This is a genomic window from Ralstonia sp. UBA689 (assembly GCF_002298975.1).
Taxonomy (GTDB): Bacteria; Pseudomonadota; Gammaproteobacteria; order Burkholderiales; family Burkholderiaceae; genus Ralstonia.
In genome coordinates, this window is the sequence record NZ_DBMV01000014.1 from 43416 (window position 1) to 62161 (window position 18746).

The 18746-nt window shown below is 63.7% G+C and carries 19 protein-coding genes; 2 read left to right on the forward strand and 17 right to left on the reverse strand.

What is annotated here, in order from left to right; all coding sequences use genetic code 11:
- Nucleotides 1-46: 46 nt before the first annotated feature.
- Nucleotides 47-544: an Lrp/AsnC ligand binding domain-containing protein gene (locus tag B4F51_RS07305; protein ID WP_296224430.1), complete on the reverse strand. Its 498-nt coding sequence runs from the start codon at nucleotides 542-544 to the stop codon at nucleotides 47-49.
- A gap of 122 nt (nucleotides 545-666) precedes the next feature.
- On the opposite strand from B4F51_RS07305, the gene B4F51_RS07310 reads away from it, so the two are divergent.
- Nucleotides 667-1956, forward strand: a complete 1290-nt coding sequence (locus tag B4F51_RS07310) for a D-amino acid dehydrogenase (protein WP_296224431.1) — start codon at nucleotides 667-669, stop codon at nucleotides 1954-1956.
- A gap of 70 nt (nucleotides 1957-2026) precedes the next feature.
- Here the strand turns inward: B4F51_RS07310 and B4F51_RS07315 are convergent, their stop codons facing one another.
- The 7 genes from B4F51_RS07315 to B4F51_RS07345 form a co-directional block, all read right to left on the reverse strand.
- The gene (locus tag B4F51_RS07315; RefSeq protein WP_296224432.1) at nucleotides 2027-3811 is read right to left on the reverse strand and encodes an acyl-CoA dehydrogenase; all 1785 of its coding nucleotides are present in this window, start codon (nucleotides 3809-3811) and stop codon (nucleotides 2027-2029) included.
- A 168-nt stretch (nucleotides 3812-3979) separates the two neighbouring features.
- Nucleotides 3980-4915 (reverse strand): electron transfer flavoprotein subunit alpha/FixB family protein, encoded by a 936-nt coding sequence (locus tag B4F51_RS07320; RefSeq protein WP_296224433.1) that lies wholly within the window; start codon nucleotides 4913-4915, stop codon nucleotides 3980-3982.
- Nucleotides 4916-4970: 55 nt separating this feature from the next.
- Complete coding sequence (locus B4F51_RS07325) at nucleotides 4971-5720, reverse strand: electron transfer flavoprotein subunit beta/FixA family protein (RefSeq protein WP_296224434.1); 750 nt, start codon at nucleotides 5718-5720, stop codon at nucleotides 4971-4973.
- 192 nt (nucleotides 5721-5912) lie between these two features.
- Nucleotides 5913-6713, reverse strand: a complete 801-nt coding sequence (locus B4F51_RS07330; protein WP_296224435.1) for a MetQ/NlpA family ABC transporter substrate-binding protein — start codon at nucleotides 6711-6713, stop codon at nucleotides 5913-5915.
- Nucleotides 6714-6746: 33 nt separating this feature from the next.
- Complete coding sequence (locus B4F51_RS07335; protein ID WP_296224436.1) at nucleotides 6747-7400, reverse strand: methionine ABC transporter permease; 654 nt, start codon at nucleotides 7398-7400, stop codon at nucleotides 6747-6749.
- Nucleotides 7390-8439: a methionine ABC transporter ATP-binding protein gene (locus B4F51_RS07340; RefSeq protein WP_296224437.1), complete on the reverse strand. Its 1050-nt coding sequence runs from the start codon at nucleotides 8437-8439 to the stop codon at nucleotides 7390-7392. The genes B4F51_RS07335 and B4F51_RS07340 overlap by 11 nt, the downstream gene beginning before the upstream one ends.
- A gap of 168 nt (nucleotides 8440-8607) precedes the next feature.
- Entirely contained in the window at nucleotides 8608-9531 is a 924-nt protein-coding gene (locus B4F51_RS07345; RefSeq protein ID WP_296224438.1) for a histone deacetylase family protein, read from the reverse strand.
- Nucleotides 9532-9673: 142 nt separating this feature from the next.
- On the opposite strand from B4F51_RS07345, the gene mltB reads away from it, so the two are divergent.
- Complete coding sequence (gene mltB / locus B4F51_RS07350) at nucleotides 9674-10798, forward strand: lytic murein transglycosylase B (protein ID WP_296224439.1); 1125 nt, start codon at nucleotides 9674-9676, stop codon at nucleotides 10796-10798.
- On the opposite strand, the gene B4F51_RS07355 is transcribed toward mltB, so the two are convergent.
- The 9 genes from B4F51_RS07355 to B4F51_RS07395 all read right to left on the reverse strand — a co-directional run bounded on the left by B4F51_RS07355 (nucleotide 10716) and on the right by B4F51_RS07395 (nucleotide 18728).
- Entirely contained in the window at nucleotides 10716-11504 is a 789-nt protein-coding gene (locus tag B4F51_RS07355) for a hypothetical protein (RefSeq protein ID WP_296224440.1), read from the reverse strand. The genes mltB and B4F51_RS07355 overlap by 83 nt on opposite strands.
- A gap of 116 nt (nucleotides 11505-11620) precedes the next feature.
- The gene (gene cysM / locus B4F51_RS07360; protein WP_296224441.1) at nucleotides 11621-12523 is read right to left on the reverse strand and encodes a cysteine synthase CysM; all 903 of its coding nucleotides are present in this window, start codon (nucleotides 12521-12523) and stop codon (nucleotides 11621-11623) included.
- A 125-nt stretch (nucleotides 12524-12648) separates the two neighbouring features.
- Nucleotides 12649-12966 (reverse strand): ComEA family DNA-binding protein, encoded by a 318-nt coding sequence (locus B4F51_RS07365; protein ID WP_296224442.1) that lies wholly within the window; start codon nucleotides 12964-12966, stop codon nucleotides 12649-12651.
- A 128-nt stretch (nucleotides 12967-13094) separates the two neighbouring features.
- On the reverse strand, nucleotides 13095-14090 hold the full coding sequence (gene rfaD / locus B4F51_RS07370) for an ADP-glyceromanno-heptose 6-epimerase (protein WP_296224443.1): 996 nt from the start codon (nucleotides 14088-14090) through the stop codon (nucleotides 13095-13097).
- An 18-nt stretch (nucleotides 14091-14108) separates the two neighbouring features.
- Nucleotides 14109-15041 (reverse strand): D-glycero-beta-D-manno-heptose-7-phosphate kinase, encoded by a 933-nt coding sequence (gene rfaE1 / locus B4F51_RS07375; protein ID WP_296224444.1) that lies wholly within the window; start codon nucleotides 15039-15041, stop codon nucleotides 14109-14111.
- A gap of 42 nt (nucleotides 15042-15083) precedes the next feature.
- Nucleotides 15084-16448, reverse strand: a complete 1365-nt coding sequence (locus B4F51_RS07380; protein WP_296224445.1) for a UDP-glucose dehydrogenase family protein — start codon at nucleotides 16446-16448, stop codon at nucleotides 15084-15086.
- Nucleotides 16449-16513: 65 nt separating this feature from the next.
- Nucleotides 16514-17788: a lipopolysaccharide assembly protein LapB gene (gene lapB / locus B4F51_RS07385; RefSeq protein ID WP_296224446.1), complete on the reverse strand. Its 1275-nt coding sequence runs from the start codon at nucleotides 17786-17788 to the stop codon at nucleotides 16514-16516.
- Between the two features lie 3 nt (nucleotides 17789-17791).
- Nucleotides 17792-18115 carry a LapA family protein gene (locus B4F51_RS07390; protein ID WP_296224447.1) on the reverse strand — a complete coding sequence of 108 codons (324 nt, stop codon included), beginning with the start codon at nucleotides 18113-18115 and terminating at the stop codon, nucleotides 17792-17794.
- Nucleotides 18116-18299: 184 nt separating this feature from the next.
- Entirely contained in the window at nucleotides 18300-18728 is a 429-nt protein-coding gene (locus tag B4F51_RS07395; protein WP_296224448.1) for an integration host factor subunit beta, read from the reverse strand.
- Between the last annotated feature and the right edge of the window lie 18 nt (nucleotides 18729-18746).

An 18746-nucleotide genomic window follows, 5' to 3' on the forward strand; every position in this document is an offset into this window, starting at 1 on the left:
GAGAAGGATGCCGCCCAGCGTAAGTCGCTTCCGTGACAACGCTACGTCACGCGCCCGCCTCCGTCACATCAATGGCGAGCGTCTCCTTGATCTCCTCCATCACGATGTAGCTCTTGGACTGCACCGCACCAGGGAGCTGCAGCAGGATGTCGCCCAGCAGGCGGCGGTATTCGCTCATCTCGCGGATGCGTGCCTTGATGAGGTAATCGAAATCGCCCGAGACGAGGTGGCACTCCAGCACTTCGGGAATGCGCAACACCTCGCGCCGGAACTGCTCGAACATGTTGCCGGATTTGCTGCCCAGGCTGATCTCGACAAACACCAGCAGCGAAGCGCCCAGCATGGCCGGGTTCAGCCGTGCGTAATAGCCGAGGATGAAGCCCTCGCGCTCCAGCCGTTTGACGCGCTCGATGCACGGCGTAATGGTCAAGCCGACAGCCTCGGACAACTCCTTCATGGAGAGGCGCCCGTCCTTCTGCAGCAGGTCGAGGATGCGGCGATCGAGCTTGTCGAGGGCCCGGATAGGCTTGCGCTGGGTTCGCATGAATGAAATCACCCCAAAATCGAAGTTGTTCCTGTTTATCTAAAATATACAGAAACAATTGCTGGATATGTGCGAATAGGATAGCGACATCTATCGCGATTGCATCTCCGGGGAGTATCACCATGCGCGTGCTCGTTCTTGGCAGCGGCGTCATCGGCGTGACGAGCGCCTATTATCTGGCCCGCGCCGGCCATGAGGTCACCGTCGTCGACCGTGAAGCCGGTCCGGCGCTTGATACCAGCTTTGCCAATGCCGGTCAGATCTCGCCGGGTTACGCATCACCGTGGGCCGCGCCGGGCGTGCCGCTCAAGGCCGTCAAGTGGATGTTCCAGCAACATGCGCCGCTTTCCATCCGCCCCGATGGCACCCTCTTCCAGCTTCAGTGGATGTGGCAGATGCTGCGCAACTGCAACGCTGCCAGCTACGCCCAGAACAAGGAACGGATGGTCCGCCTGGCCGAGTACAGCCGCGACTGCATCCGCGACCTGCGCGCCGACACCGGCATCGCCTACGAAGGCCGCCAGCAAGGCACGCTGCAAGTCTTCCGCACCCAGCAACAGCTTGACGGCGCCGCGAACGACATCGCCGTGCTCCAGCGTGCCGGCGTGCCATACGAACTGCTTTCGCGCGATGACCTCGTGCGCAGTGAACCAGGACTGGCCTCCACCCGCCACAAGCTGGCCGGCGGCCTGCGCCTGCCCAATGACGAAACGGGCGACTGCCAACTCTTCACCACGCGCTTGGCGGCGTTGGCAGAGCAGCTGGGCGTGCGCTTCCGTTTCAACAGCAACATCAACAGCCTGACCGTCAAGAACGACGCCGTGCGCGGCGCGCTGGTCGATGGCGAGCCGCTGGATGCCGACCTCGTCGTCGTGGCGCTGGGCAGCTACAGCACGTCGTTCCTGCAGAACCTCGTGCGCGTGCCGGTATATCCGCTCAAGGGCTTCTCGATCACCGTGCCGATGACAGATACGGCCAAGAGCCCGGTTTCCACTGTGCTGGACGAGACCTACAAGGTGGCGATCACGCGCTTCGACGACCGCATCCGCGTGGGCGGCATGGCGCAGATCGTCGGCTACGACAAGCGCCTGGACCCGGGCAAGCGCAACACGCTGGAGTTCGTCGTCAACGACCTGTTCCCGGGCGGCGGTGACGTGTCGCGCGCTTCGTTCTGGACCGGCCTGCGCCCGATGACGCCGGACGGCACGCCCATCGTCGGCCCGACGCCGGTGCGCGGCCTGTGGCTCAACACTGGCCACGGCACGCTGGGTTGGACCATGGCATGTGGCTCAGGCAAGTTGCTGTCGGATCTGGTGTCGGGCCGTTCGCCCGCCATCCGTGCCGATGACCTGTCGGTCCACCGTTACCTGGGCGGCGGCCAGATGCCGGCGACCAAGCCTGCGCTGGCCTGAACGCCGACATACCCCGCACCAACGAAAAAGGGAGGCTTCAGCCTCCCTTTTTTCACGCCTGCAACACAACTCAGAACTGCACTTCCGGCACCGCGCCGATGGTCTCGCCGCCCGACAGGATCGACTGCGCAATCCCCGGCGCCTGCGTGAGCAGCACGTCAGCAAACACGCGCGCCGTGGCGATCTTGGCGCCGTAGAAGTTCGGGTCTTCGCTCTCACGATCGATGGCGACCAGCAGCGCACGCGCCATCTGCCAGCCCGACAGCACGATGCCGCACAGTCGCAGATACGGCACGCTGCCCGCGAACACGGCGTTCGGCTGCGCCTTGGTCTGCACGACCACGAAGCGCACCACCGATTCCATCGCCTCACGGCCAGCAGCCAGACGCACGCGCATCGCATCACAATGCGCGCCACCCTTGGCCGCCAGTGCAGCTTCCACCTTGGCGATCTCTGCGCAGATGCCCAGCGCCACCGCACCGCCATCACGCACCGTCTTGCGGCCGATCAGGTCGTTGGCCTGGATAGCCGTGGTGCCTTCGTAGATCGGCAGAATGCGCGCATCGCGGTAGTACTGCGCGGCGCCAGTCTCTTCGATGAAGCCCATGCCGCCGTGCACCTGTACGCCCAGGCTCGTCACGTCGATTGACATCTCCGTGCTCCAGCCCTTCACGACCGGCACCAGGAATTCATACAGCGCTTCGTTCTTCTTGCGCGCGGCATCATCCGCAGCGTGGTGGCCGGCATCACACGCAGCGGCGGCCACATAGGCCAGCGCACGGGCGCCTTCGGTCATGGCACGCATCGTCAGCAACATGCGCTTGACGTCCGGGTGATGAATGATCGGCACCGCCTTGGCTGCGGAACCATCCACCGGACGGCTCTGCACGCGCTCACGCGCATAGGCCACAGCCTTCTGATACGCGCGCTCAGACACCCCAATACCCTGCATGCCCACGGCATAACGCGCCGCATTCATCATGATGAACATGTACTCCAGGCCGCGGTTCTCCTCGCCGACCAGCGTGCCGATGGCACCGCCGTTATCACCAAACTGCAGCACGGCAGTGGGGCTCGCCTTGATGCCGAGTTTGTGCTCGATCGAAACGCAATATGCATCGTTGCGCGCACCCAGCGAACCGTCTTCGTTGACGAGGAATTTCGGCACCACGAACAACGAAATGCCCTTCACACCTTCCGGCGCACCCGGCGTGCGCGCCAGCACGAGGTGGACGATGTTCTCGGCCATGTCGTGCTCGCCCCAGGTGATGAAGATCTTCGTGCCGAAAATCTTGAACGTGCCGTCACCCACCGGCTCGGCACGCGTGCGCACGAGCGCCAAGTCGGAGCCGGCCTGCGGCTCGGTCAGGTTCATCGTGCCGGTCCATTCGCCGGAGATGAGCTTGGGTACGAAGCGCTGTTTCTGCTCTTCGCTGCCAGCGGTCAGCAACGCTTCGATGGCGCCATCGGTCAGCAGCGGGCACAGCGCAAACGACAGGTTGGCCGCGTTCAGCATCTCGATGCAAGCGGTGGCAATCAGCTTGGGCAGACCCTGGCCGCCGTATTCGAGCGGGTGCTGCACGCCCTGCCAACCGCCCTGGCCGAATTGCGCAAAGGCCTCCTTAAAGCCGGCGCTAGCGGTGACTACACCATCCTTCCAGCTGCTGGGGTTGCGGTCGCCCTCCACGTTGAGCGGGGCGACAACTTCACCAGTGAAGCGCGCGCTTTCCTCCAGCACGGCCTGTGCGGTGTCGGCGGTGGCGTCTTCGAAACCGGGCAGTTTGGCAACGTTGTCCAGGCCCGCGAGTTCGTTCATCACGAACAGCATGTCCTTGACGGGAGCTTGATAGGTCATGTCTCTCTCCAATCTTTCATTAAACGCGATCAGGACGACGCGTCAGTCAAAGTGTCCACGCCGTCCTGATAGCGCTCGCGTATAAAAAAGCCGCTTCCAAACAGGTCGGAAGCGGCTTTGCGTCGGGCATTGCGGCGCGCGTCAAAAGAGGCACGCTGCGCGGTGCAATCAGCCCAGTGCGGCCACCAGCTCCGGCACCACGGTGTTCAGGTCACCCACGAGGCCGTAGTCGGCCACCTGGAAGATCGGCGCTTCAGGATCCTTGTTGATCGCGACGATCACCTTGGAATCCTTCATGCCGGCCAAGTGCTGGATCGCGCCCGAGATACCAACGGCGATATAGAGCTGGGGTGCCACGATCTTGCCGGTCTGGCCGACTTGGTAGTCGTTCGGCACGAAGCCGGCGTCCACTGCGGCGCGCGAGGCGCCCAGCGCGGCGCCCAGCTTGTCGGCCAGCGGCGTCAGCACCTTGGTGTAGTTCTCGCCCGAGCCCACGCCACGGCCGCCCGACACGATGATCTTGGCAGCGGTCAGTTCCGGACGGTCGCTCTTCGTGACTTCGCGCGAGACGAATTGCGAGATGCCGGCATCAGCCACGGCGGCGACGTTCTCGACAGCGGCCGAGCCACCGGTGGCGGCAGCGGCGTCAAACGCCGTGCCGCGCACGGTGATCACCTTCACCTTGTCGGCCGATTGCACGGTGGCAATCGCGTTGCCGGCGTAAATCGGGCGCTCGAAGGTGTCCGGGCTGTCGACCTTGGTGATGTCGGACAGTTGGGCCACGTCCAGCTTGGCGGCCACGCGCGGCAGGATGTTCTTGCCGTAAGCGGTGGCGGGCGCCAGGATGTGGCTGTAGGCGCCGGCCACGGCCAGGGCCTGCTCGGCGACGTTCTCGGCCAGGCCATCGGCAAACTGGGGCGCGTCGGCCACCAGCACCTTGGTCACGCCGGCGATTTGCGCGGCGGCCTGGGCGGCGGCACCGCAACCAGCGCCGGCCACCAGCACGTGGACGTCGCCGCCGCATTGTGCGGCCGCCGTCACGGTGTTCAGCGTCGCGGCCTTGATGGATTGGTTGTCGTGTTCAGCAATAACGAGTGCGGTCATCTTGATCTGCCTGTTCGGTGTGCTTGAAGTTGAGTGCAAATGGCGGACGACCGCCTCACAGCACCTTGGCTTCGGTCTTGAGCTTGGCGACCAGCGTTGCGACGTCGGGCACCATCACGCCGGCGCTGCGCTTGGCGGGCTCAACCACCTTCAGCGTCTTCAGGCGCGGTGCAACGTCTACCCCCAGGTCTTCCGGCTTAACCGTGTCGAGTTGCTTCTTCTTCGCCTTCATGATGTTCGGCAGCGTCACATAACGCGGCTCGTTCAGGCGCAGGTCGGTGGTGACCACGGCCGGCAGCTTGACCGACAGGGTTTCCAGGCCGCCGTCCACTTCACGCGTGACCGAAGCCTTGCCGTCGGCAATCTGCACCTTCGAGGCGAACGTGGCTTGCGGCAGACCCGCCAGCGCAGCCAGCATCTGACCGGTCTGGTTGGCGTCGTCGTCAATCGCCTGCTTGCCCAGGATGATCAGTTGCGGCTGCTCCTTGTCGACCAGCGCCTTGAGCAGCTTGGCCACGGCCAGCGGCTGCAGATCTTCGTTGGTTTCGACCAAGATGCCACGGTCGGCGCCGATGGCCATGGCGGTGCGCAGGGTTTCCTGGCACTGCGTCACACCGCATGACACGGCGATCACTTCGGTGGCAACGCCCGCTTCCTTCAGGCGGACAGCCTCTTCCACGGCGATCTCGTCGAACGGGTTCATGCTCATCTTGACGTTGGCCAGATCGACACCGCTGCCGTCCGCCTTCACGCGAGCCTTCACGTTGTAATCGATCACGCGCTTGACTGCGACCAGGACTTTCATGCGCTCACTCCACTCATTAATAAGACATCTGTTACAAGACGCCGGCCATTATAAGGGCGGCCGGTCGCTCGCGTTAATTTTCCGAACGATCGTGCTATTTTAACCGCGAAAAATTGCCGGACACCAGTCAAACGTCCGGCAATTGGCTGGGGAAAACCCTCTAACCGTGCGTAAAAGTGCTGAGATCGGTGCTTACCAAGCCACGATCACCGCGTCCTTGTACTTTGCCTTGACGAAGGCCTTCACAGCGTCCGAATGATACGCCTTCACGAGCTTGGCGACCCACGGTTGGTCCTTGTCGGCCGCACGCACGGCCAGCACGTTGGCGTACGGGCCCTTCGGGCTTTCGATGGCGATGCCATCCTTGATCGGGTCCAGGCCGGCCTTCTCGGCGTAGTTGCCGTTGACGGCGGCGGCGTCAAGATCATCGAGCGAGCGCGGCAGTTGAGCGGCGTCCAGCTCCACGAACTTCAGCTTCTTCGGGTTCTCGGCCACGTCGCGCGGCGAGGCCTTGAAACCAGCGTTCGGCTTGAGCTTGATCACGCCTTGCGCCTGCAGCAGCAGGAGCGCGCGGCCGCCGTTGGTCGGGTCGTTCGGCAGGCCGAAGCGCGCGCCGTCCTTCAGGTCCTTGAGCGACTTGATCTTCTTCGAGTAGATACCCATCGGGAAGGTGATGGTCTGGCCGACGCTCACGAACTTGTAGCCGCGCGTGGCGACCTGATCGTCCAGGTACGGTTGGTGCTGGTAGCTGTTGGCGTCCAGGTCACCGGAGGCCAGGGCGGCGTTCGGCTGGATGTAATCGTTGAACTCGACGATCTGGATCTTCAGGCCATCTTTCTCGGCAACCTTCTTCACCTCTTCCATGATCTCGGCGTGCGGGCCAGCGGTCACGCCGATCTTGATGGGTTTGCTCTGCGCCAGGGCGCTCCCGGCGACCAGTGCCAGCGCGGCACCCACGCTTGCGGACCATTGCAGCAGTTGACGACGATTCATCGTGTTTCCTCGTTTTGTCTGTCGATTGAATGATTAGCGATGGCTCAGGCGGCGGACCAGCCAATCGCCGGTCGATTGCACCGCCTGCACAAAGACGATCAGGATGACGACCACCGCCAGCATGATGTCCGATTCGTAGCGCTGGTAGCCGTAGCGGATACCCAGATCGCCCAGGCCGCCCCCGCCGATGGTACCGGCCATGGCCGAGTAGCCCACCAGGCTGACGAAGGTGATCGTCAGGCCGGCCAGGATGCCGGGCATGGCCTCGGGCAGCAGCACCTTGTAGACGAGTTGGCCGGTGGTCGCGCCCATCGATTGCGCGGCTTCGATCAGGCCACGGTCCACTTCGCGCAGCGCGGTTTCGACCAAGCGCGCGACGAAGGGAATCGCCGCGATGGTCAGCGGCACAATCGCCGCCGCCGTGCCGATGGACGAACCGGCCAACAGTCGCGTGAACGGAATCACCGCCACCAGCAGGATGATGAACGGCACCGAGCGCACCGCATTGACGATCAAGCCGGCAACGCGGTTGAACACCGGCGCCGACAGCACACCGCCCGACGCGGTCAAATACAGCAACACGCCCAGCGGCACGCCAAACAGTGCGCCGATGCCGCCCGAGACGCCCACCATGGCCAGCGTCTCCCAAAAGGCCGGCAGAAACAGATCGGTCAGGTCAGACCACATGGTTGATCTCCTCGACCACCACGCCTTGCTCGCGCAGGAAGTTCATCGCGTTGCTGATGTCGATGGTTTCGCCCGAGGCCAGGATCGCCAGCGAGCCGAAGGCCTGGCCCTGAATCTCATCGATATGGCCGTGCAGGATGTTGAAGTCGAGCCCGTAGTTGCGAATCGCCTGGGCCAGCACTGGCTGATCCACGCCCGCGCCCGTAAAAGCCAGTCGGAATAGGTGATCGCGCCCGCCCTGCTCGCGCGCGACGAGACGGCTTTCCACGCGCGCCAGCACCGAAGGAGGCAGTTCCTGCGAGATGACCTCGCCGATAAGCGCCCGCGTCACGTCGTGCTTGGGTTTTAGGAACACGTCGATCACGCGGCCGAGTTCCACCACGCGACCGGCGTCGAGCACCGCGACGCGGTCGCACACTTGCTTGATGACTTCCATCTGGTGCGTGATCAGCACGATGGTCAGGCCCAGTTCGCGGTTGATCTTGCGCAGCAGGTCAAGGATCGAGCGTGTCGTCTCCGGGTCCAGCGCGGAGGTCGCCTCGTCGCACAGCAGCACTTCCGGCTGGCTAGCGAGCGCACGGGCGATGCCGACGCGTTGCTTCTGCCCGCCCGAGAGTTGCGCCGGATAGCGATCCTTGAACGCGGCCAGGCCGACGAGGTCCAGCAGCGGCAGCACGATTTCGCGGATGCGCTCGCGCGGCGTGCCCGCCAGCTCCAGCGGCAGCGCCACGTTGCCGTACACCGTGCGCGAAGATAGCAGATTGAAGTGCTGGAAGATCATGCCGATCTTGCGGCGCGCCTGGCGCAGCCCGTCGGCATTCAATGCGGTGAGGTTCTGGCCCGCCACGGTGACGGTGCCGGAGGTCGGCCGATTCAGCAGGTTGATGACGCGCACCAGCGTGCTCTTGCCCGCGCCGCTGCGGCCGATGATGCCGAAGATCTCGCCGCGCTCAATGGCCAGGTCGACGTCACGCAGCGCGTGAACGTCGTTGCCGCCCGTTCCCCGAAAGCGCTGCGATATCCCCTTGAGTTCAATCATGCGTACATACAAAAAACGGCAACCGCACTGGATCTCAGGCCGTTGCCGTCTCTTTCTTGTTGGAGTGAGGCGCTAGTGTAAGGCAGGCGCTACATGCGAGGAACGATTCTTTAACGATGTCTTTATTACTTTTTGGAATTTTGCAGGCGATTTGTCGACATATGTCGCCTAAAGCTCCGCCAGAGCCTTGATGTGCGCCACCACGCTGCGGCCGAGCGCGCTAAGGTTGTAGCCGCCCTCCAGGCAACTCACGATGCGGCCCTTGGCGTGCGTTCGGGCCACTTGCATCAGCTGCTGCGTGATCCACGCGTAGTCAGCCTCCACCAAGCCCATCTGGCCGAGATCATCTTCGCGGTGCGCATCGAAGCCGGCAGAGATGAACAGCATCTCGGGCTGGAACGCCTCCAGGCGCGGCAGCCAGATGGTCTCCACCACCTCGCGCACCGTCAGGCCGTTGGTGTATGCAGGCAGCGGAATGTTGACCATATTGGCGGTCACCACCTCGGTGCCGGAATACGGATAGAACGGGTGCTGGAAGATGCTGCACATCAGCACACGCGGCTCATCGCGAAAGGCGGCTTCGGTGCCGTTGCCATGGTGCACGTCGAAATCGACGATCGCCACGCGCTGCAGCCCGTGATGCTCCAACGCATGGCGCGCGGCCACAGCCACGTTGTTGAAGAAACAGAAGCCCATCGCGCGGCCCGGCTCTGCGTGGTGGCCGGGCGGGCGCACGCTGCAGAAGGCGTTCTCGAGCTCGCCCGCGATCACCTTGTCGGTCGCGTCCACTGCCGCACCGGCGGCCAGCACGGCAGCCATGTAGGTGTGCGGGTTCATCATGGTGTCGGGATCGATGGACGTGTAGCCGGCAATCGGCACGTTGGCCACCAATTCGCGCAGGTATTCGGGGCGATGCACGCGGCACAACTGTGCCTCGGTGGCGGGCGGCGCCTCGCAAGGGACCAGAAACTGGTCAATGCGGCTGGCGATCAATTGATCTTCGATCGCGCGCAGGCGGTCCGGGCACTCGGGGTGGTGATACCCCATTTCGTGCCGGAGGAATTCGGGATGCGTATAAAGGCCGGTCGCCATGTTGATGTTGTGATCCGGGGTGCTTCGGTGTCTCCAGCCGCTACGTTAGCACGGTGGCAGGCGCTTGCGCCTCACTCGGCACGCCAAGGCGATCCGACAGAGCCATCCGCTACAATGCCCCGGTCCTGTCTGAAGCCCGCCCATGAGCCAATCGTCTCCCTCCCGTCGTCCCGTGTTGCGCGCCCTGGTGGCAGGTGCCGCGCTTTCCGCGCTGTCCTTCCCGGCTCTTTCGCTGGCGGCCAAGAAAGTGGCCAAATCACCCAAGCGCCGCGTCGCGGTCCATGAAGAAGAGATCGACCCAGACCGCTACCGCAACAACCCGCAGACGCAGGCCTTCGTTAGCGAGCTGGTCGGCCAGTACAACTTCGACCGCGCCTCGCTTGACGCGCTATTTGCCGGCACGGCCTATTCAGCCACGGTGGCACGGCTGATCCTGCCGCCCGCCACGCCCGCGCGCCGGAGCTGGGCAGCCTATCGCGGCCGCTTCATCGAGCCCATTCGCGTCAGTGCCGGCGTGCAGTTCTGGCAGCAATATGGCGATACGCTGCGCCGCGCCGAGAGCGAATTCGGCGTGCCCGCCGACGTGATCGTCGGCATCCTGGGCGTGGAAACCATCTACGGCCGCGACATGGGTAACTTCCGCGTGATGGACGCGTTGTCCACGCTGGCCTTCGACTACCCCGACACGCCCAACCGCGCAGAACGCAGCACGATGTTCCGCAACCAACTCAAGGACTACCTGATCTGGTGCCGCGACACAGGCACGGATGCATTCTCGGTGCTGGGCTCGTACGCGGGCGCGGTGGGCATTCCACAGTTCATGCCGACCAGCATTCGCGAATACGCCGTCGACTACGACCACGACGGCCACATCGACTTGCGCAACAGCGCGGTGGATGCGATCGGCAGCGTTGCGCACTTCCTGCAGATGCACGGCTGGGAACCGAACCGCCCAGTGATGTGGAACATCGCCGGCGACGCCGACAGCCAAGGTATTGCCGCGGCGGCGGCTGACGGTCAACCGTATCCGCGCATGACGCTGTCCAAGCTCACGCGCGCGGGGCTCACATTGGCGCCGGGTTTGGATGCGACCCGCGAACAGGAGACTGACGTGCTGGTCGTCGACCTGCCCACACCCGGCCAGCCAATCGAGTATCGCGTCGGCCTGCGCAACTTCTACGTGCTCACGCGCTACAACCGCAGCTTCTTCTATGCAGCCGCTGTGTACGAATTAGGTCAGGCCGTGCGGCAGGCGATGCGCGGTTGACCGCCAAGCGTTCACGCAAAGGAAAGCGCAGCCGAAGCTGCGCTTTTTGGGTGGCCGAATCGTCTGCAGCTACCGCCAGCGCGGCAGGTACACCATGCGGGGTTTCGCTCGCGCCGGGGTCAAGAACCTTGTCATCAATTCGCGTCACGACCAAGTTCTGCCCTTGTTGTATCAGGCGCATCTGCGCGAACGGCGGCCGCCCGAGCTGTGCGATGTCGTCAACGGAAAAACCGGCCAGCCGAGCCTTCGCGCGCTCCGGCGGAATATCGAGCCATTGCCACGTATCGTTGCTACCCCGACGGCGCAGGCCAGCACGGGCCCAGATTTCCGTAGCGGGCATCTCGACCTGGGCGCCGCCGTTGGGCAAGCTGACCTGGGTGACTGTCTTGCCCGAACGCGCCTCGAACCAGACCTCCACATCGGCCATCGGGCCGAAGCGCGGAATGCCCACAATCGCCAGCCAGGTACCGGCTTCAGTGGGCTTGGTTCGCGCCAGTTCCTCGTCGCTGAACAGACGGAAATGCGGCGTACCGGGCGCGATGGGCTGGAGGACGATGGTGTCGCCTTCCAGCCTCCAAGTCCCTTGGGCATGCTTATCCACGTTGGATACCCAACGCCATTCGAACTCACCGTCGTCGTCGAGCTTCAGCATCGAGCCGACGGCGCGCCCGGCATCCAGGTAGTACTGGCCGGCTACCGCCTGCATCTCAGCCTCCGGTGAGGCGCTCAACGCAGGGGTCAGTCACCCGGCCATCGCCAGCGCCACGGGCGCGGCCCAAGGCTTCATGCGCGTCAATCGCATCATCATGGCCGTGCGGCCCATCAAGCCGGAAACACGCCGGTCGACAGGTAGCGGTCGCCCCGATCGCACACCACGAACACGATGGTCGCGTTCTCGACCTCTTCCGCAATCTTCAGCGCCACGCACAGTGCACCGGCTGCAGAGATACCGCAGAAGATGCCTTCCTCGCGCGCCATGCGCCGCGCCATGTGTTCGGCGTCGGACTGGCTCACGGGCTCTGTGCGGTCGATGAATCTCGGATCGTAGATCTTCGGCATGTAGGCTTCCGGCCACTTGCGGATGCCCGGGATGCGCGAGCCCTCAGCCGGCTGAGCGCCAATGATCTGGACGGCCGGGTTTTTCTCTTTCAGGAAACGCGAGACACCGGTAATCGTGCCCGTCGTGCCCATCGCCGAGACGAAATGCGTGATGCGCCCTTCCGTCTGGCGCCACAGCTCGGGGCCGGTACCCTCGTAGTGCGCCAGCGGGTTGTCCGGGTTGGAGAACTGGTCGAGGATGACGCCCTTGCCTTCCTTTTCCATCGCATCAGCCAGATCGCGCGCGTATTCCATGCCGCCCTTGACGGGGGTGAGGATGATCTCGGCACCATACGCAGCCATGCTCTGGCGGCGCTCCACCGACAGGTCTTCCGGCATGATCAGCACCATCTTGTAGCCGCGTGTGGCCGCTACCATGGCCAGCGCAATGCCGGTGTTGCCCGATGTGGCTTCGATCAGCGTGTCGCCCGGCTTGATGCGGCCGCGGGCTTCAGCGTGCTTGATCATGGACAGCGCCGGGCGGTCCTTGACCGAGCCGGCCGGATTGTTTCCTTCGAGCTTGCCGAGGATGACGTTGCCGCGTTGCGCGTTGCCCGCGCCGGGGATGCGCTGGAGCTGAACCAGAGGCGTATTGCCGATGGTGTCTTCGATGGTGGGATAAGCCATGATGCGTAGGGGATGGAATCGGGCCATTGTAATGCAGCACGTCATTCCGCTCGAAAGCCCTGCCCGGCACGCGGTAAAACGCCCCGCACGGGCGGGGCGTTGGGGAATGGACAACCTGGGGGCGCTTACTTCTTCTTGGCGTCCTTGCTGCCCTTCTTGGCGGCAGCCGGGGCGGGGGCCGGTTGGCCGAAGCTCAGGCCCTCGTTCTCCAGCTTGGCAAGCGTCTTGTCGCCAATACCAGGCACGCGGGCCTTGAAGTCGGCAGCGTCCTTGTACGGGCCATTCTTGGTGCGCTCTTCCAGAATCGCCTTGGACCGCTTCGGCCCGATGCCGGACAGGGTTTCCAGCGCAGCCTGGTCTGCCGTGTTCACATCCACGGCCGCCCACGAGACCGACAGCATGGACAGCGACATCAACGCAACGGCCAACAACTTCTTCAACATGTGCTCCTCCTGAATTCAGAGATGAAAAAACCGCCACATCGGGTGGCGGTTTCAACACATACTAAAGAGCATCACGCAGATGCGGCAGCGCGCTGACAAAAAGTCACACGCTGTCTGATTGGTGGCAGTCAGGCTTGCTGCTTCAGCAGCCAGTGGCAATAGCGCGCCACGCCTTCCTGCACCGTCAGGAACGGCGCTGTGTAGCCGGCTGCGCGCAGGCGCGACTGGTCCGCCTGCGTGAAGCACTGATACTTGCCGCGCAGCGCATCCGGAAATTTCACATACTCGATCAGCCCTTCCTGGGCCAGTTCCTCGGTAGACAGTACAGGCTTGCCCTCGGCTTCGCGCAGCGTGTTCACCACCGTGGTGGCGATGTCGTTGAACGGCTGGGCGCGCCCGGTGCCAAGGTTGAAGATGCCCGATTTTTCCGGATGATCGAAGAAGAACAGGTTGACCTTCACCACGTCTTCCACCGACACAAAGTCGCGCATCTGACCGCCCTGCGGGTAGCCGTTGTACTCGCCGAACAACTTGACGGTGCCTTCAGCGCGGAACTGGTTGAAGTTGTGGAACGCCACCGAGGCCATGCGTCCCTTGTGCTGCTCGCGCGGGCCGTAAACGTTGAAATAGCGAAAGCCCACGATCTGCGACAACGCGGTCGGCATGACACGGCGCACGACCTGGTCGAACAGCAGCTTGGAGTAGCCGTACACATTGAGCGGGCGCTCGAACTCGGGCTCCTCGCGGAAGGTTTCCGACGCGCCGTACGTGGCCGCCGACGAGGCATAGAGGAACTGCACGCCCTGGTCCAGGCATGCGCGCATCACCGCCAGCGAGTAGCGGTAATTGTTGTCCATCATGTAGCGGCCGTCGGTCTCCATGGTGTCGGAGCAGGCGCCCTCGTGGAAGATTGCGCGGACCTTGCCGAAATCGCCGCGCGCAAAGCGCTCGACGAATTCGGTCTTGTCAAGATAGTCGCTGATCTGGCAGTCGACGATGTTCTTGAACTTGTCGGCGTGCGTGAGGTTGTCGACGACAATGATGTCGGTCTCTCCGCGCTCGTTCAGGCCTTTGACGATGTTGGCGCCGATAAAGCCGGCCGCACCGGTGACGATGATGGTCATGATCGGTTGATCAATGGATCAGTTGAAGAGTTCTGCGTAAGTGACGACCGCCGTACCCAGCTTGCCGACAACGATGCTGCCCGCGCGGTTGGCGTACTGGACCGCTTCCTTGAGGCTGGCGCCAGCGCCAAGCATGGTCGCCAGCGTGGCGATGACGGTGTCCCCCGCGCCCGAGACGTCATACACCTCGCGCGCCTGCGCGGAGACGTGCAGCACCTCATGCTCGGTGTAGAGCGTCATGCCCTCTTCCGAGCGCGTCAGCAACAGCGCTTCGAGCTGCAGCTCACGACGCAGATTCTGCGCGCGGATGGTCAGGTCCTGCTCGGACTTCCACGAACCGACCACCTGACGCATCTCGGCACGGTTGGGCGTGATCATGGTCGCGCCTTTGTAGCGCGAATAATCGTCGCCCTTCGGATCGACCAGCACACGGCGGCCGGCCTGGAGCGACGCCTCGATCATCTTGGCCACGTGCGTCAGGCCGCCCTTGCCGTAATCGGAGAGCACTACCACATCATGTTGCGGCGCCAGGGTGCGGAAGCGATCGAGCACCGACATCAGCACTTCGTGTGTGGGCGGGTTCTCGAAGTCGACGCGAATCAACTGCTGCTGGCGTGCCAGCACGCGCAGCTTGATCGTCGTATTGACGGCCGGATCACGGTGCAAATGGCCTGTGACGTGGCTTTCGCCGAGCAACGTCTCGATGCTGCGGCCAGGCTCGTCGTTGCCGATTACACCCAGCATGCCGACCTGGGCGCCCAGTGCCGCAGCGTTGCGCGCCACGTTGGCGGCACCACCCAGGCGCTCGTCCGAGCGCTTGATCTGCACGACGGGCACCGGTGCTTCAGGGGAAATCCGCTCGACATCGCCAAACCAGTAGCGGTCGAGCATCATGTCGCCAACCACGAGGATGCGGGCAGCGTGGATCTGTTCGGAAGCGGGCGTGGTCATGGGTCTGGAGCGTCGGCGGCAGCCGAATCGAGGTGACGGCAATTACAGTTGGGTAGAGCGTCCGATGGCCTGGTATTCGAAGCCCGCATCGCGCATGGCTTGCGGCTCGAACAGGTTGCGGCCGTCGAACACCATCGGTGTCTTCAGCAGCGCCTTGACAGCGTTGAAGTCCGGGCTGCGGAATGCTTTCCACTCGGTCACGATGACCAGCGCGTCAGCATTCTTGAGCGCGTCCATCTGACCGTTACAGAACGTCACGCGTTCCAATTGCTCCGAAGAAAGATCGAGCGCCAGTGCGTGGCGAGCCTCTTCCATCGCGACCGGGTCATACACTTGCACACGTGCGCCGCGCGAGAGCAGCGCGCCGATCAGGATGCGGCTCGGCGCCTCGCGCATGTCATCGGTGTTCGGCTTGAAAGCCAGGCCCCAGATGGCGAAGGCGCGGCCGGTCAGATCCGCACCCAGCCGGTCTTCGATCTTGCTGACCAGCACTTCCTTCTGCTTGTCGTTGACGGCCTCGACGGCCTCCAGCACGTGCAGCGTCTGGCCGTATTCCTGCGCGGTACGCACCAGCGCCTGCACGTCCTTCGGGAAGCACGAGCCGCCATAGCCGGTACCGGCGTAAAGGAAGCTGTAACCGATGCGCGGGTCGGAGCCGATGCCCAGGCGCACGAGTTCGATGTCGGCGCCCACCTTGTCGGCCAGGTTGGCCATCTCGTTCATGAACGAGATGCGCGTGGCCAGCATCGAGTTGGCAGCGTATTTGGTGAATTCAGCCGAGCGCACGTCCATGTAGAAGGTGCGCTCGTGGTTGCGGTTGAACGGCACGTAGAGCGTACGCATTATCGCCTTGGCGCGCTGGCCGTCGTTGTCGGCGTAGGTGCCGAGCACGATGCGGTCCGGGCGCATGAAGTCGTCCACTGCGGCGCCTTCCTTCAGGAACTCGGGGTTCGACACCACCGAGAAGCCGATGTCGGACTTGCCACGCGCAGCCAGCACCTCGGCCACTGCGGCACGCACCTTGTCGCCAGTGCCCACCGGCACGGTCGACTTGTCGACGATCACCTTGAAGCCGTTCATGTGCTGGCCGATGTTGCGGGCCGCTGCCAGCACGTACTTCAGGTCGGCTGAGCCGTCTTCATCGGGCGGCGTGCCAACGGCGATGAACTGCACGTCGCCGTGCGCCACGCTGGCCGCCACATCGGTCGAGAACCGGATGCGACCGGCCGCGCGGTTGCGCTCGATCAGCTCCTTCAGGCCCGGTTCGTAGATGGGCACGCCGCCGGCGTTGAGCAGATCGATCTTCTTCTGGTCGACGTCGAGGCAGAACACGTCGTTGCCCAGTTCCGCCAGACACGCGCCGGTGACCAGACCGACGTAACCGCTACCGATGATGGTGATCTTCATACGAACACTTCAAAGATTGAAAAAGCGCCGGCGCGGTTCAAACATGCAAGCCGCGCCAGACTGAATTACATGCTGGCCCCGCCGCTGCCACCGAGCGTCTCGGTGCGTCGCGGCGCATAGGTCTCCCAGCGGTTGCACCCTGGGCACTGCCAATAGAACAGGCGCGCGCGGAAACCGCATTCCTGACAGGTGTAGCGCGCCATGTTACGCGTGCGGCTTTGCAGCAGGTCACGGATGGCGCCCAAGTCTTGCGCGCGCTGGATATCGGCATTGGCGCCCGTCTCGACCGGATCGGCCAGCGCGCTCTCGGCCACCTCTGCCGTGGCATGAGCCTCGTGGCCGACCGCCTCGGAAGCACGCGTTGCTTCCGCTTCCACCAGACGCGTCAATGCCATCAGCGATGGCTGGCGACGAATCTGGTCGCGCATCAGTGCCACGGCGTCATCAATGCCGTGCACATCCAACTCATACTTGTAAACCGTGTCGAGCAGTTCGGGACCCAGGCGCGCATCCATCTTGGAACGCAGCCACGCCAGCCCCTCGGCGGCGCGGCCAAGCTGCGTATACGCCTTCATCAGCCGCTCGGCCACCAGCGGCAGGAAAGCCGGGTTTTGCTGCTCGATGCTGCGCCAGCGCTTGATGGCGCCCTCGACATCGCCCTGCCCCTGTGCCACGTCGCCCAGCTGAATAGTCGCGCGCACGTTCTTGGGGTTCTCCTGCAGCGCGCGTTCCAGCCATCCCACGGCAGTCGGCACATCCGTTCGTTGCAGCGATTCCTGCGCCAACTCGCAGCAGAACTGCGCGATCTGAATGGAGTAGTCCTTGCCCTGCAGCGTCTGCAACTCGCGTGCCGCATCGATGGCCTTGCGCCATTCCTTCTCAACTTCGTACAACTCAAGCAGCACCCGCTTGGCGGGCTCGGCGAACGCGCCCTCCATCAGCATGCGTAGGGATTCTTCCGCGCGGTCCAACAGGCCAGCGCGCAGGAAGTCCTGACCGAGTTCATACAGTGCATGGTCGCGCTCGTTGGCTGGCAGGTCCGGGCGGTTGACGAGGTTCTGATGCACGCGGATGGCACGTTCGGTCTCGCCGCGGCGGCGGAACAGGCTGCCAAGCGCGAAGTGCAGCTCGGTGGTTTCCGGGTCCAGGCGAGCAACCTCGATAAAGGCATCGATGGCCTTGTCGGGCTGCTCGTTGAGCAGGAAGTTCAGGCCCTTGAAATAGGAACGCGGCAGCGAAGACTGTTCGGTGCGCAACTGGCGGGCATCGAGCCGCGCAGCAACCCAGCCCAAGCCAAACACCAACGGGATGGCCAGCAGCCACCAGAGATCGAAATCCATGCGTCAGACCTTGGGGCCGGGGACTTGGTAAGGAGAATCGGCAACGACAGGCGCAGGCGGCTCGACCACCTCTTCCGACTGCTTCATGCGGCCGATCTGGCGGCGCAGACGGCTGGCGACAAAGCGGTGCCTCACCACGCGCGGCGCCATTGCCAGCATGGCCAGTAAGATACCGGCCACAAAAAACGCCAGCGCGATCAGGATCAGCGGCGTGCGCCAGGTCACGCCAAACGGCAACACCAACGAGACTTCCGCCGTGTTGTGCAGTGCCAGTACAAAGAGCAGCACGAACAACAGGATTCGGATGGCCCAGACAAGAAATTTCATGCGGATTCGGAGACGGGCGGCGGTGCGGCAGCTAGGCAGCACACGATTGCCGGGTTGTGCCGCATTGTAGCGGATTCACATGAGGGCCAGTCACGCCAAAGGCTTGCGCGCAAGGCCATCGCCACAATAAAAAACGCCCCGGCAAAACCGGGGCGTTCCTGAAACTACCGTATGCAACCAAGGCTTAGCGCGACATGGCCAACGGCATCGGCGCCTCCGCCGAAAACCCTGCGGCGTGGCGGTTGCTGTCAGCTTGTCGAGCCACTTTGACGGCCGTCAACGACACGGCTGGCTCGCCCTCCGAAGAAGGCTCGCCTTGTCGTTCGAGGCTGCGGTCGACCCGCTCGCGCAATTCCTTGCCCGCCTTGAAATGCGGCACCCGCTTTTCGGGCACCAGCACCTTTTCGCCGGACTTGGGGTTGCGGCCAACGCGCGGCGGACGGCGATTCAGACCAAAACTGCCGAACCCACGAATCTCGATGCGGTGGCCATCCGCCAGGGCGTCGGACATCGCATCCAGGATCGTCTTGACCGCGATGTCCGCGTCCCGCAGCAGCAGCTGCGGAAAGCGGGCGGCCAGCTTTTCCACGAGTTCGGACTTGGTCATGGGCATCGTGCGCGTCCTTGCAGG